This is a genomic window from Ancylobacter mangrovi (genome assembly GCF_024752355.1).
Taxonomy (GTDB): Bacteria; Pseudomonadota; Alphaproteobacteria; order Rhizobiales; family Xanthobacteraceae; genus Ancylobacter; species Ancylobacter mangrovi.
In genome coordinates, this window is sequence record NZ_JANTHZ010000002.1 from 169,817 (window position 1) to 183,591 (window position 13,775).

A 13,775-nucleotide genomic window follows, 5' to 3' on the forward strand; every position below is an offset into this window, starting at 1 on the left:
TCTCTTCAGCTTACATATCGGCAGGGAATGCTTCTCGTCACGGCGAAGGCGCGATGCGATTCGGCAAAGATGCGTGGCGGGCGAAAAGACCTGACCCACCGGCACGCGCACCCTCGGCCATCATTCATTCCGGCCCTGGAGGGGCACATGAACATGGCCACGGATCCCGCCAAGCTCGACGCCCGCCCCGTGCCGGCGCCGCTCCCGCCCGGCCCCGCCATTCCCGGGGCGAAGCCGGCCGTTCCCCCGCCGCCAAAGTCCCATGTCGGGCGCCGGCGCGCCATCGAGGCGGCGATCGCCCTCGTCGTGATCGGCGGCCTCGCCGTCGTCGGCACCGAATACTGGAAGGTCTGGCGCTTCGAGGTGGCGACCGACGACGCCTATGTGCAGGCGGACATCGTCACCATCGCCCCCCAGGTCTCCGGCTATCTCACCGCGGTCGACGTCACCGACAACCAGCCGGTGAAGAAGGGCGACGTGCTCGCCACCATCGACCCGCGCGACTACCAGGCGGCGGTCGACCAGGCCGGGGCCGACGTCGCCGAGGCGAAGGCCACCATCGACGACCGGCAGGCGCAGATCGCCGAGCAGCAGGCGCTGATCGAGGAGGCGAAGGCGCAGATCGTCGCCGACGAGGCGCAGGCGACCTTCGCCGAGCAGAACAACAAGCGCTTCGGCACGCTGGCGCAGGACGGCTACGGCTCGGTCGAGACCGCCCAGCAGGCGAGCGCCCAGATCACGCAGGCGCAGGCGCAGGTGAGCCGCGACAAGGCGGCGCTCGACGCCGCGCAGAAACAGGTCGCCACGCTCGACGCCCAGCTCGAGCAGGCGAAGGCGACGCTCGCCCACAATCAGGCGGCGCTCGACAAGGCCAAGCTAGACCTCGGCTACACGGTGCTGCGCGCGCCGGTGGACGGGGTGGTGGGCGCGCGCACGCTGCGCGTCGGGCAATATGTCGAGCCGGGCACGGCGCTGCTCGCGGTGGTGCCCCTGCAAGCGACTTACGTGGTCGCCAACTACAAGGAGACGGAGCTGTCGCAGGTGGAGCCGGGGCAGGCGGTCTCGATCGAGGTCGACACCTTCCCCGACCGGCCGGTGCGCGGCTACGTCGCCAGCCTCGCCCCCGCCAGCGGGCAGGAATTCGCCCTGCTGCCCCCGGACAACGCCACCGGCAACTTCACCAAGATCGTCCAGCGCATCCCGGTGCGGATCGACCTCGACCCGACCGACCCGCTCGCCGGGCGGCTGCGCCCGGGCATGTCGGTGACGCCGACCATCCATATCGACCAGCGCTCGCCCGCCGCGCCGGCCACTCCCTCTCCCACCAGATCGTGAGGTGATGCCATGGACACGACCGCATCGCCTCCCCTCGTGCCGGCCGACGCCGAGCCGGGGGCCAGCCTCACCACCTGGATCGCCGTATTCGGCTGCATGCTCGGCGCCCTGATCGCCGTGCTCGACATCCAGATCACCAACGCCTCGCTGCCCGAGATCGAGGGCGGCATCGGCACCGGGATCGACAACGGCACCTGGATCTCCACCGCCTATCTGATCGGCGAGATCATCATGATCCCGCTGACCGACTATCTCAGCCGGGTGTTCGGCTTCCGCCGCTTCATCCTCGGCTCGGTGATGCTGTTCCTCGCCTTCTCGATGGGCTGCGCCTTCGCGACCAATCTCAGCGAGATGATCGTGATGCGCGGCTTCCAGGGCTTCTTTGCCGGCTGCCTGATCCCGCTCGCCTTCACCATGGTGCTGACCCGGCTGCCGCGACGCCAGCAGCCGGTCGGCATCGCCATCTTCGCGCTCACCGCCACCTTCGGCCCGTCGATCGGGCCGACCATCGGCGGCTATCTGACCGAGCAGTATGGCTGGCCCACCATCTTCTTCGTGAACCTGATCCCCGGCTCGGTGATGCTCGCCCTGCTCTACCCGACGCTGGAGCGCTCGGCGATGCAGCTCCACCTGCTGCGCGAGGGCGACTGGTGGGGCATCGGCTTCATGTCGATCGGGCTCGCCTGCCTTCAGACGGTGCTCGACGAGGGCAACAAGGACGACTGGTTCGGCTCGCCGCTGATCGTGCGGCTCAGCCTCGTCGCCGCGGCCTGCCTTGTCGTCTTCGTCGCCATCGAGCTGACGGTGGAGCGCCCGGCGGTGCAGCTCCGGCTGTTCCTGCGCCGCAACTTCGCGCTCGGCACGGTCGCCAACACCATCGTCGGCTTCGCCCTGTTCGGCTCGGTCTACGTGCTGCCGACCTATCTCGACGAGGTGCAGGGCTACAATGCACAGCAGATCGGCGCGGTGCTGGCCTGGGTCGGGCTGCCGCAGCTCGTCATCATCCCGTTCATGCCGTTCCTGATGAAGCGGATCGACGCGCGCCTGCTGGTCGGGGTCGGGCTGGTGGTGTTCGCGGTCAGCTGCTTCATGAACAGCCATCTGAGCTTCGACGATGGCGGGCAGCAGTTCATGCTCACCAACATCGTCCGGGCGATCGGGCAGGCGATCGTCATCTCCCCGCTCGCCAGCATCACAATGATCGGCACGCCGCCGGCGCTGTCGGGGCAGGCGTCCGGCCTGTTCAACATGATGCGCAGCCTCGGCGGGGCCGTCGGCACGGCGATCCTCGCGACCATCATCTCCAAGCGCGAGCAGTTCCACTCGAACATCATCGGCCAGTCGGTCACGCCGTTCGGCGAGCAGGTGCGCGACTTCCTGGACCGCATGCAGCACTATTTCATGACCCACGGCGTGCCCGACCCGGCGCGGGCCTACCACCAGGCGGAGGTGCTGCTCGGCAACCTGGTGGCGCAGCAGGCGCTCATCATGGGCTTTTCCGACACCTTCGCGGCGATGGGCGCGCTGCTGCTGTTCGCCGCCATCGCGGTGGCGCTCATCCGCAAGACGGCATGAGGCGTGTGGGGCGGACGCCACCCGCACGGGCGGTAGCCTCAGATGCGGATCACCTCGCGGTTCGGCTTGGCATCGGGCCACGAGCCGAAGAACTTCAGCGCCTGCGGGTGCGGGCGCTTGGCGCTCCATTCGCGCATGAACTCGCCATAGGGCTTGGCCCGGGCGAGGCGGGCGAGGCGCGCCTCGGCGCGGGCGGCCTCGGTCGCCTCCTCGTCCACCAGCAGCGTCTCGGGCTCGATCACCACATGGTAGACGCGCCGCGCCGTCTCCGGCGTGATCGCGCGGGTGCGCACATCCTCGGCGACCTCGGCGGCGGGGCGCTCCAGCACGTCGCCATAGCCGCCCCCGCCCTGGGTCGAGGAGCAGATGATCTCGCCGCGATGGACCACGCGCGCCGGGCGTGCCTGGTGCTCCATCACGATCGTGCCGCCGAACGGGTTCTCCTTCACGAGGTCGGCGTCGCCGTCGGCGAGCGCCAGCGCGCCGTCCTTCATCGCCGCGACGGCGTCGGTGCCGACCACGCGGATCGCCGGCACCACGGTCTCCGAATAGCCGCCGAACAGGCCGGTATGGGTGGGGAACTTCGATTCCTTGGTGGTCGCGGTGAACACCGCATAGGGCACCTTGTGCACCACATAGGCGATGGTCACGCCATTGCCGCCGCGCCAGCGCCCGAAGCCGCCGGAATCGGGCATGTTCTTCTGGTAGAGGTGCAGCAGCGGGAAGGCCCGCTCGATGTCCTCCACGTCCGGCCCCTTGCCCCACGGCCCGTGCGGGAAGCCGAAGGCGTCGATGCCGTCCATGTCGTGGCGCGCCGACAGGCCCCAGGCGTTGAGCGGGAAGCCCATGAAGTCGACCACCTTGGCGCCGTGCTGATTGGTGCAGGCGATCATCGGCGCCGAGGAATTGGACGAGCAGAAGCCGCAGACGAGGTCGCGCTGCGGGCTGTCATACATCATCTTGGAGATGGCGACGCCGAGCAGCGGGAACACTGCCGAGGCGGTGATCGGCGAGCAGGAGATCGCCGCTTCCGGGTCCGGGTCCATGATGGTGCCGTGCGGGATCACGAAGTCCACCGGCTCCATCGTGCCCGCCGAGATCGGGAAGTCGTGGAACGGGAACTGGTAGAGATTGACCGCGCAGTGCGCGCGCACGGAGGGCGCCAGCGCCTGGAACGAGCCCTCGTGCTCGGGCGAGGTGCCGGTGAGGTCGATAGTCAGCCGGTCGCCCTTCTTGTGGACCGCGATCGGCACCCGCAGCAGGCTCGCCTCCGAGCCGGTGGTGTCGATGAACACGACGTGGCGGTAGACGCCGTCGTTCCAGGTCGAGATGCGCTTGCGCGCGCCGTCCTCGGATTCCTTGATCATCTTGCGGAACAGGCCGGAGAGGAACCGCGCGCCGCGCCGGGCGGCAACCTCCTGCACCCGCAGCCGGATCCGGTCGCAGGCGGCGACGCGCGCCTTCACGTCCGTCACCTGCATGCGCGGCGCGCGGGAGATGAAGTTTTCCATCATCATCAGGATGTCGGTCTTCAGGCGGTAGTTCTCGCCGATCTTGATCGGCGTCAGCTTCATGCCCTCGTCGTGGCGGCTCACGGCGGTGGTGACCTCGCCGCCCGGCTCCTTGCCACCGGTCTCCGACTGGTGGGCGCCGACCACCACCCAGGAGACGATCGCACCCTCATGGAAGATCGGCATGATGGCGAACTGGTCGGGATTGTGGATCCCGCCATAGATCGCCTCGTTGCAGTAGAAGACGTCGCCCTCGCGCACGCCCACGCTCGGGTCCTGCTCGAAATAGCGCAGGATGAACTTCACCGGGATCTGCCCGGTGACGCAGTGCAGATAAGTGCCGCAGGCCGTGGTCACGAGGTCGCCCTCGGCGGTGTAGATGCCGGCCATGGTGTCGCCGGAATGGAGCATGGAGGAGATGCCCATCAGGGTCATCACCCGCTTGCCCTCCTCCAGGATCATGTTGAGCTTCTCGGAGAAGATCTCGTAGTCGCCGGGGCCGAGCTCCTCCATCGCCGCGAGCTGCTCGGGGCTGGGTGCGGTCGGCTTGAGGCCGGAGGTCACCAGTTCCATGTCGAACATCGCGCGCTCCTTCAGCCCTGCTGCGCGGGGGAACGCCCGCCCGCGCCGATGCGGCGGATCAGCCCGTTGCCGTATTCGTCGAGCAGGAAGCTCCAGCCCGGCTCGACGACGATGGTGGTGTCCGACGCCTCGATCAGCGCCGGGCCCTCGAAGCTGTTGCCGGGCGTGAGGCGCTCGCGGTCGTAGATGTCGGTCTCGTGCCAGCCGATGTCGCGCCAGTAGGCCGGGCGGGTGCCGGTGCGGGCGGCGGACGGGTCGGCGTCGCCGAGCGGCAGCGTCCTCGCCGCGGGCTTGGGCATGCGCACGGTGGCGCGGATGACGAAGTTCTCGATCTCCACCCCGGCCTCGGGGGTGAGGCCCATGGCGCTGTAGGCGGCGGCGTAGTCGGCCTCGAACGCCTTGTAGAGCGCGGCGACGTCGCCTTCCCCGTCGAGATGCAGCACCGGCGAGATGGTGCGGCTGGTGTTGAGCTGGCCGCCGAACTTCATGTCGAGCTCGAGCTGCCATTCGGCCTTGTCGGGATCGACGCCCTCGCCACGGAAGTCCTGCCGGCCGCGCTCGATCAGCGCGTCCACCACGGCGTTGAAGGTGGCGAAATCGTCGAAGGTGCGCCCGTTCAGGTCGATCAGGTGGAGATGGAGCGACTTCTCGTAGAGATGGACGATGTCCATGGTCGAGGAGCCGAAGGCGCAGAAGGTCGAGGAATAGGGGAACACCACCACGGTCTCGAGCTGTGCCGCCTCGGCGAATCCGGTCGCGTGGACCGGGCCGGCGCCGCCCAGCGCGAACAGGATGAAGTCGCGCGGGTCGAAGCCCTTGAGCACGGTCTCCTTGTAGATCTCCCCGCCCATCGTGCCGTCGATGACGCGCTTGGCGAGCAGCGCCGCCTCCTCCACCGGCACGCCGAGCGGACCCGCGACCTTCTCGGCCACCGCCTTGCGGGCGAGGTCGCGGTCGAGCGTCAGCCGCCCGCCATGGAAGGTGCTGGGGTTGAGATAGCCCAGCACGAGGTCGGCGTCGGTCACGGTCGGCAGGTCGCCGCCCTGGTCGTAGCAGGCGGGGCCGGGATTCGAGCCCGCGCTCTCCGGCCCGACGGTGAGCTGGTTGCCGAGCAGCGGGTTGACCTGGATGATCGAGCCGCCGCCCGCGCCGATGGAGCGCACATCGAGGATGGTGGCATCGACGGTCCAGGTGTCGATCACCGGCTGGAACTGGTAGAAGCGGGTCGAGCCCTCCGCCACCATGCCGATGTCGAAGCTGGTGCCGCCCATATCGGCGGAAATCACGTTCTTGTAGCCGTAGAGCGGGGCGAGGTGATAGCTGCCCATCACACCCGCCACCGGCCCGCCATTGAAGGTGTTCACGGCCGAGGTCTTCAGCACGGAGGCCATGCCGCCGGTGTTGTGCACCATCATCAGCGGCTTGCGGTAGGCGCGCTCGCGGAACTCCTCGGCGATGCCCATCAGCTCGTGATACATCGCCTGGTGCAGATAGCCGTTCAGCAGCGTCATCATGGTGCGCGGATATTCGAAGATCCGCGGCGACACCTCGCTGGAGAGGAACACCGGCATCGAGCCGAGATAGGCGTCGCCATATTCCTCGAGGATCAGCTCCTTGATGCGCTGCTCGTGGACCGGGTTCATGAACGACCACAGCAGCGAGACCACGAAGCTGCGCGCGCCGCGGTCCACCAGGCCGCGAAGCTGCTCGAGGAAGCGCGCCTCGTCGAGCGGGTAGATCACCTCGCCAGTGGAATCGACGCGCTCGGCGACGCCGACCACCATCACCCGGTCGACCAGCGGCTCGGGGCGCTTCATGCGCGCGATGTTGCGCGTCGTCTTGAACGGCAGGCCGTCGGCCCACTGGCTGCAACGGCCGATGAAGATCGTGTCCTCGAAGCCGTGGGTTGTGATCAGCGCGACCTTGGGGCCGTTGCGCTGGATCAGCTTGTTCATGGCGATGGTCGAGGAGTAGCGCACGATGCCGGTCTCGGCGAGCAGCTGCTCCACCGACAGGTCGAGCTTTGCCGCCCCCTCCTCGATCGCCTGCAGCGTGCAGACCGACAGGTCGTAGGCGGTCGTGCGCGCCTTGCACCACACGCTTTCCTCGCCGCGAGCGATGTAGCAGTCGGTGAAGGTGCCGCCGATGTCGATGTCGATTGCGGTGGTCATGCGTGCATCCCCGCGGAGGCGAAGCCGGGCGTCAGGCCCCGTGCCGGGCTTTGAGGGCGTCGATGTCGAGTTCGATGTCGTGGGTGATCGGATGGCCGGGCGGCAGGTACTCGACCTCGATCAGCGTGGCGCAGTTCGGGCAGTAGAACTCGACCAGCCGGCACCATTCCGGGTCGGGCGCGAAGGTGTACTCGCCCTCCACAACCGGCTCGTGCACCTCGCGCGGGTCGCGGTCGGCGACGAGGCAGCCTTCCTTGTAGTTGGCGCGCGCCGGCCCAAGGTCGTGGTCGCAGCGCCGGCACTGCCAGCGCTCGCGCGCGAGGTCGATGGCGAGATATTCGGTGATCTCAACCTTGCCGCTCATGATGTGATCTCCACCACGCCGCCGCCATGCGGATCGATCTCGAGCGTGCGGCCCGCCGGCACAAGGATCGAGGTGTGCTCGGTCTCGGCGATGGCCGGGCCGGCGATGCGCGCGCCGATCGGCAGCCGGTCGAAACGGTAGACGGGCGCGGTGACCCGGCCTTCGGCGGTGACGATCGCCCGCGTGCCGGCGAGCGCGGCGTCCGCCTCCGCCGCCCGCTCGCCGAGCGCGGCCAGCACCGGATGGGGAATGCGCCCGGTGGCGGTCAGGCGCAGCTCGACATAGCCGCCCGTGCCGCCGCTCGCATCGCCCGCCTGCGCGGCGAGCGCGCCGATCGCCGCCATCGCCTCCTCGCCCACGGGCAACGGGCCGATGCGCGCCGCGCTGGCGCGGCCGGCGAACACGGCCGCCTCGAGGGTGCTGTCGACCTCGGCCGGCAGGAAGCCCTCGCCGCGCATGTCGCGCGCCGCCTCCGCCTCCATGCCGGCGATCTTGCCGGCCACGGCGTCGGGTCCCGCACCCGCCGGCAGGATCGCCTCGTAATGATGGGTGACGTCGAGCGTCGAGGCTCCGAAGGCGGAGAACACCGGCGCGGTCAGCGGGAAATAGGCCCGCGCCGCGCCGAGCTTCTCGGCGACGCCGACGGTGAGGAGCCCGCCGCCGCCGCCCACCGCATAGAGCGTGACGTCGCCGAAGCCGGCGCCTTCGGACACGAAGCCGCCGTCGGAAATGTAGCGGGCCAGCCGCGCCTCCACCGCCTCCTTGGCGGCCAGCATCGCCGCCTCGGGCGCGAGGCCGAGCGGGCCGGCGAGCTCGCGCTCGACCGCGGCGCGGGCGAGGTCGCCCTTCAGCTTCTTGCGGCCGCCGAGATAGGCGTCGGCCTCGATCAGGCCGAGCGCCAGCCAGACGTCGGTGGGCGTCGCCATGGTGCCGCCGAGCCCGAAGCCGGCCGGTCCGGGCACCGCGCCCTGGCTGTCCGGTCCGACCGTCAGCGTGCCGTCCGCGGCGCGGATCTTCGAGCCGCCGCCGACGCCGTAGGAGATGATGTCGGGGATGCGCTGGAGCACGTCGACATCGCGGATCGGGCGCTGGCTGGCGCCGTTCGGCCGGCCGTTCTCGATATAGGCGACGTCCGAGGTGGTGCCGCCGACATCGATCACCAGCACCTTCGCATGGCCGAGCGCCTCGGCGGTGACGCCGGCGCCACGCACGCAGGCGGCGGGACCGGACTGGTAGGAATTGATGGCGCGCGTCTTGGCGACGCGGGTGCAGCCGAAATCCGCCGTCACAATCATCAGCGGGTGGCGGTAGCGGTTGCGGCGGACGAGGTCCTCGGCCTTGTAGAGCGACTGCGCCAGCGAACGGTGGAAATAGGCGTTGATCACCGTGGTGTTGGCGCGCAGCGCGTCGTCCGGCACCATTGAGATCTGGTGCGAGGCCAGCATCGGCACCGCGCCGAGATAATGGCGCGGGTACGAGGCCTCCAGCACCGCGCGCACCTTCTTCTCATTGGCCGGGTTGAGATGGGCGTTGGCGAGGCAGATGACGAGCATGCGCGCGCCCTGCTCCAGGATCTCGCGCGCCTTGGCCTCGATCTCGTCGGTCGAGGGCTCGCGGACCACCGCGCCGCCGGCATCCACCTCCTCGTCGAGGCCGACCACGAGCCGCGCCGGCAGGAAGGCGAAGAGCGGGTTGGCGCCGCCCGCGCCGTAGAGCGCTTCCTCCGCGCCGCGCGTCACGATGACGCCGAGCTTGGGGCCGGAAAGCTGAACCGCCGCATTGGTGGCGATGGTTGAGGAGAAGCGCACCACGCGGGTCTGCGCCAGAAGGTCGCTGGTCGGCAGGCCGATCGCCTTCGCCCCGCTCTCGATGCAGTTCCAGAAGCACAGGGTGAGGTCGTGGGGCGTGGTGTCGACCTTGACGCCGACCTTGCGGTCGGGACCCGCCACATAGCCGTCGGTGAAGGTGCCGCCGGTGTCGATGTCGATGGTGTACACCCGAGACTCCGCCGCTTCCGGAAGCCGCCCGAGAGGACATCGCCCACGAGCCGTTTCCGTCTCCGCCCGATCTGTATATACAGGTAAACATAGATGACGACGGGGCGGAAGATGCCGCCGAGGTCAAAGTTTAGGCACGGCTGCAATGACGCTGCCGCAATGGCACGCAAGGATGTGCCGGGCGTGCGGAGGGGACGAACGATGGCGGAAGCGGCGGATTCGCGCGGGCGCATCACACTCGAGATCGAGGACGGCATCGCGCGCATCGCGATCGACCGGCCGGCCCATCTCAACGCACTGAACAACGCGCTGCGCGCCGAGCTCGCCGGTGCGGTCGAGTGCGCCGCCGCCGCGCCGGAGACACGGGTGATCGTGCTGCGCGGCGCCGGCGAGCGGGCCTTCGTCGCCGGGGCCGACATCGAGGAGCTGATCGATCTCGACGAGGCGGGCTCGGTCGCGCTGTCCGACCGCATCGCCGACTTCCACGACCGGCTGGCGGCGCTGCCGGTGCCGGTAATCGCCGGAATCCGGGGCTGGTGCCTCGGCGGCGGGCTGGAGCTGGCGCTCGCCGCCGATATCCGCCTCGCCAGCGAGAATGCGCGCTTCGGCCTGCCGGAGATCAAGCTCGGCATTTTGCCCGGCGGTGGCGGCATCACGCGGCTGAAGCGTCTGGCGCCCGGCGCGGCGCATATGTGCCTCACCGGCGAGATCATCCTGGCCGAGCGCGCCCTCGCGGCCGGGCTGGTGAGCGAGGTCTGCTCGGAAGAGGCGTTCGAGGCCCGTCTCGACGCGCTGGCCCGCGAGCTCGCGGGCTTCAGCGCCCCGGCGCTGGCGGCGATGAAGGCGGCTCTGCGCCTCTCCCCCGCCCTCGATGTCGGCGAGGCGACACGGCGCGAGGGGCGCATCGGCGCCCCGCTCTACGGCACGCCGGGGCAGCGCACGGCGATGGCCGACTTCCTCGAGGCGCGGGCGCGGCGCCGGAAATCATAGCCGGCTACGTGGCCGCTAGATGATCCCGGCCCGGCGCAATTCCTCGCGCCGCTCCGCCGGCACGCCGAGCACCTCCTCGAGGATCGCGTCGGTATGCTCGCCGAGCAGCGGCGCCGGCGCCACCTCGCCGCGCGGCACGTCGTAGAACTGCACCGGCTGCTCCATCACCCGCATCGTGCCGGCGGCCGGATGGTCGACCTCGGCGAAAAGCCGGCGGAAGGTGACATGCGCGCTCGCCGCCGCCTGCTCCACCGACCAGATTGGCGAGACCGGGATGCCTTCCCGGTCGAGGATCGCGACCACCTCCTCGACCGAACGCGCGCGCGTCCATGCCTCGACCGCCGGCCGCAGCACCTCGGCATGCTCGGTGCGGCTGCTGTCGGTGGCGAAGCGGGGATCGTCCGCAAGCTCTGGCTGGCCCATGGCGGCGGCGAGGCGCGCGAACAGCGCATTGTTCGCCACCGCGATGATGACCTGCCCGTCGCGCGCGGCGAAGCTGCCGAAGGGCGTCGAGATCGCATGGTGGTTGCCGGTGCGCGTGGGGCTGGCGCCGGCGAAGAGCATGAGGCTCATCGGCGTGGGCAGGAGCGAGAAGATGGAATCGAACATGGCGACGTCGATCCGCCGCCCCTCGCCGCTGCGCAGCCGCCCGACCAGCGCCACCGCCACCGCCCAGGCGCCGTAAAGGCCGGAGGAGAGGTCGCCGAGCGCGTCGCCCACCCGGGTCGGCGGGCCGTCGGGGTCGCCGGTCATGCTCATCATGCCGGCCATGGCCTGGGCGACGATGTCGTAGGAGGGACGCTTGGCGAGCGGGCCCTCCTGGCCGAAGCCGGAAATGGAGAGATAGACGATGCCGGGGTTGATCGCCTTGGCCTGCTCGAAGCCGATGCCGAGCCGGTCGGCGACGCCGGGGCGGAAATTCTCCACGATCACGTCGCTCTTCGCGATCAGCTCATGGGCGAGCTCGCGCGCCGCCTCCTGCTTGAGGTCGAGCGCCATCGAGCGCTTGTTGCGGTTCATCAGCAGGAACAGCCCGCCCTCCCCGCCGACGAACGGGCCGATATGGCGGTAGTCGTCGCCCTGCGGCGGCTCGACCTTGATCACCTCGGCGCCGACATCGGCCAGCAGCGCGGTGCAGAACGGGCCGGCGAGGACGCGGGAAAAATCGAGCACGCGAATGCCGGCGAGCGGCTTGGATCCGGCCACTGAAATCTCCTGCGGCGGGCTGTCGAGAGGCGAGCGAGCTTAAGCGTCGCCACCCTATCTATACAAGTCTAGATCATCGCGCGGCGCAGCGCCCGGCGCTTCCGCTTCAGTCCCGCGTCGTCGTGCGGCCGGAGAGGCTGTAGCGCGAGCCGGGATGGACGAAGGTCATGTAGTTGGTGACGGTCGGCCCGACCCAGGTGCGGCGCTTGACCACGAGGCACGGCTCGCCCGGCACGATATCGAGATGCCCGCACCATTCCTCCCGCCCGGCCACTGCCTCGATCAGGTGGTCGGCCTCGGTGGGCGGGGTGATCGAGAACAGATAGGCGGTGGTGCTGCCGGTCTCGTAATTCTGCTTCAGAAAGTCGGGGGCGAAGGCGGGCAGCACATAGCGGTCCTCGAGCTGCACCGGCACCTCGTTCGCCGCATGGACGATGAGGGCGCGGTAGAGCTTCGCCTTCTCCGGCGTCGCCATGCCGAGGCTGACCTCGCGTGGGGGCACCACGGCGCGCAGCTCGATCACGCGGCTCGAATGCACCTCGCCGCGCGAGCGGATGTGGTCGGCGATGTTGTGAATCTCCACCACCGCCGAGGCCGGCTTGGCGCTGGCGACGAAGGTGCCGACTCCGGGAATGCGGTCGATCACGTTGCGGCGCGCCAGCTCGCGCATCGCCCGGTTGATGGTCATGCGCGAGATGCCGAGCAGGCGCGAGAATTCCGGCTCGCTCGGCAGCCGGTGGCTGGCGCCCCACTCGCCCGACTCGATCTTCCCGAGAATGAAGCGTTCGACCCGCTCGTAGAGCGGCGCCGGATCCTGCGGGAACTGGTCGAGGGAAATGGTCACTGCGCCGTCCATCCTGCCTTCCAGCCGCCCGCCGGTCGCCCTTCGTCCAGCCCGGCCATGCGACGCATCGCTCCGTTCCCGGGGATTCGGCCACGACGATCCATGGGCAAATCTAGCCATGGCACGGTCCGATGCCCGATTCCAGAGGGTTTTTCCAAACCTGTCTAGACATGTCTTTGGTGCACCCTAAGATGGAATGCCTCGCGAGCGACAGGGGAGACGGCCGTGGCTGAGCGTATCGGGTTCCTTGGCACCGGGCTGATGGGGCGACCGATGGCCGAGCGCCTGCTCGCCGCCGGCCTGCCGCTCGCCGCCTGGAACCGGACGCTGGAGAAGGCCCGCCCGCTCGAAGCCCTCGGCGCCACGATCGCGCCCACCCCGGCCGCGGCAGTCGAGGGCGCGGGAATCGTCTGCATCATCCTCGAACATGCGGCGTCGATCGAGGAGGTGCTGTTCGCGCCCGCGCTGATCGAGGCGCTGGCCCCCGGCACGGTGGTGGTCGATCTCACCTCGCTGCATCCCGACGCCGCGCGCGAGAACGCCCGGCGCCTCGCCGGGCACGGCGTCGTCTATCTCGACGCGCCGGTGTCGGGCGGCCCTCCCGGCGCCGTCGAGGGAACGCTGGCGATCATGGTGGGCGGAGAGCCTCGCGGGTTCGAGCGCGCGCAGCCGGTGCTGAGCCGGCTCGGCCGTGCCATCCATGTCGGGCCCTCCGGCTCGGGCCAGATCACCAAGCTCGGCAGCCAGATCATCTCCGGCGCGGCGCTGGCGGCGGTCGCCGAGGCGCTGCTGCTGTTCTCGCAGACCGGGGTCGCGGTGGAGCGCGCACGTGAGGCGCTGTTCGGCGGCTATGCCGACAGCAAGGTGCTGCGCCTGCATGGCGAGCGGATGATCGGGCGCCATTTCGAGCCCGGCGGCCATGTCCGCACCTTCCTGAAGGACCTCAACGCCGCCGCCGACCTCGCCGCGCGCGCCGAACTCGACCTGCCGGTCGCCACCCTCTCGCGGGCGATGTTCGACGCCCTGTCGCGGGACGGCCACGGCGAATGCGACATCGCCGCCATGGCGCTGGAGATCGAGCGGCGCAATGCGGGACGGCGCATCGGCGCGCTCCCTGCTGGCGAGGCGGCGACCGGGGAGACGTCGCGCTGAGGTGGCTGAACCTCCATCTCCATACCTCACCCCCACACCTCCATTCCT

At 69.6% G+C, this 13,775-nt stretch carries 10 protein-coding genes; 4 read left to right on the forward strand and 6 right to left on the reverse strand.

All coding sequences use genetic code 11. The features are described from left to right. Positions 1–147: 147 nt before the first annotated feature. Positions 148–1,335: an HlyD family secretion protein gene (locus NVS89_RS06145; RefSeq protein WP_258731702.1), complete on the forward strand. Its 1,188-nt coding sequence runs from the start codon at positions 148–150 to the stop codon at positions 1,333–1,335. A gap of 9 nt (positions 1,336–1,344) precedes the next feature. Beyond that, on the forward strand, positions 1,345–2,910 hold the full coding sequence (locus tag NVS89_RS06150; protein ID WP_258731704.1) for a DHA2 family efflux MFS transporter permease subunit: 1,566 nt from the start codon (positions 1,345–1,347) through the stop codon (positions 2,908–2,910). Positions 2,911–2,948: 38 nt separating this feature from the next. On the opposite strand, the gene NVS89_RS06155 is transcribed toward NVS89_RS06150, so the two are convergent. From NVS89_RS06155 to NVS89_RS06170, 4 genes are read right to left on the reverse strand one after another with little or no spacing between them, the layout of a single operon-like run. Continuing rightward, entirely contained in the window at positions 2,949–5,003 is a 2,055-nt protein-coding gene (locus NVS89_RS06155) for a hydantoinase B/oxoprolinase family protein (protein WP_258731705.1), read from the reverse strand. 11 nt (positions 5,004–5,014) lie between these two features. Next, positions 5,015–7,174 (reverse strand): hydantoinase/oxoprolinase family protein, encoded by a 2,160-nt coding sequence (locus tag NVS89_RS06160; RefSeq protein ID WP_258731707.1) that lies wholly within the window; start codon positions 7,172–7,174, stop codon positions 5,015–5,017. A 31-nt stretch (positions 7,175–7,205) separates the two neighbouring features. Further along, positions 7,206–7,538 carry an acetone carboxylase subunit gamma gene (locus NVS89_RS06165; protein WP_258731708.1) on the reverse strand — a complete coding sequence of 111 codons (333 nt, stop codon included), beginning with the start codon at positions 7,536–7,538 and terminating at the stop codon, positions 7,206–7,208. Further along, complete coding sequence (locus NVS89_RS06170) at positions 7,535–9,535, reverse strand: hydantoinase/oxoprolinase family protein (protein ID WP_258731709.1); 2,001 nt, start codon at positions 9,533–9,535, stop codon at positions 7,535–7,537. Before NVS89_RS06170 ends, NVS89_RS06165 begins: the two co-directional genes overlap by 4 nt. A gap of 201 nt (positions 9,536–9,736) precedes the next feature. On the opposite strand from NVS89_RS06170, the gene NVS89_RS06175 reads away from it, so the two are divergent. Beyond that, positions 9,737–10,525 (forward strand): enoyl-CoA hydratase/isomerase family protein, encoded by a 789-nt coding sequence (locus NVS89_RS06175; protein ID WP_258731710.1) that lies wholly within the window; start codon positions 9,737–9,739, stop codon positions 10,523–10,525. Positions 10,526–10,540: 15 nt separating this feature from the next. Here the strand turns inward: NVS89_RS06175 and NVS89_RS06180 are convergent, their stop codons facing one another. Together NVS89_RS06180 and hutC are read right to left on the reverse strand one after the other, a co-directional pair. After that, a complete protein-coding gene (locus tag NVS89_RS06180; RefSeq protein WP_258731711.1) occupies positions 10,541–11,731 on the reverse strand; it encodes a CaiB/BaiF CoA transferase family protein in 1,191 nt (396 codons plus the stop codon). Positions 11,732–11,837: 106 nt separating this feature from the next. Continuing rightward, on the reverse strand, positions 11,838–12,587 hold the full coding sequence (hutC, locus tag NVS89_RS06185; RefSeq protein WP_258731712.1) for a histidine utilization transcriptional repressor HutC: 750 nt from the start codon (positions 12,585–12,587) through the stop codon (positions 11,838–11,840). Between the two features lie 213 nt (positions 12,588–12,800). Between hutC and NVS89_RS06190 the strand changes: the two genes are divergently transcribed. Further along, entirely contained in the window at positions 12,801–13,727 is a 927-nt protein-coding gene (locus tag NVS89_RS06190; RefSeq protein ID WP_258731713.1) for an NAD(P)-dependent oxidoreductase, read from the forward strand. The last annotated feature ends 48 nt before the right edge of the window (positions 13,728–13,775 follow it).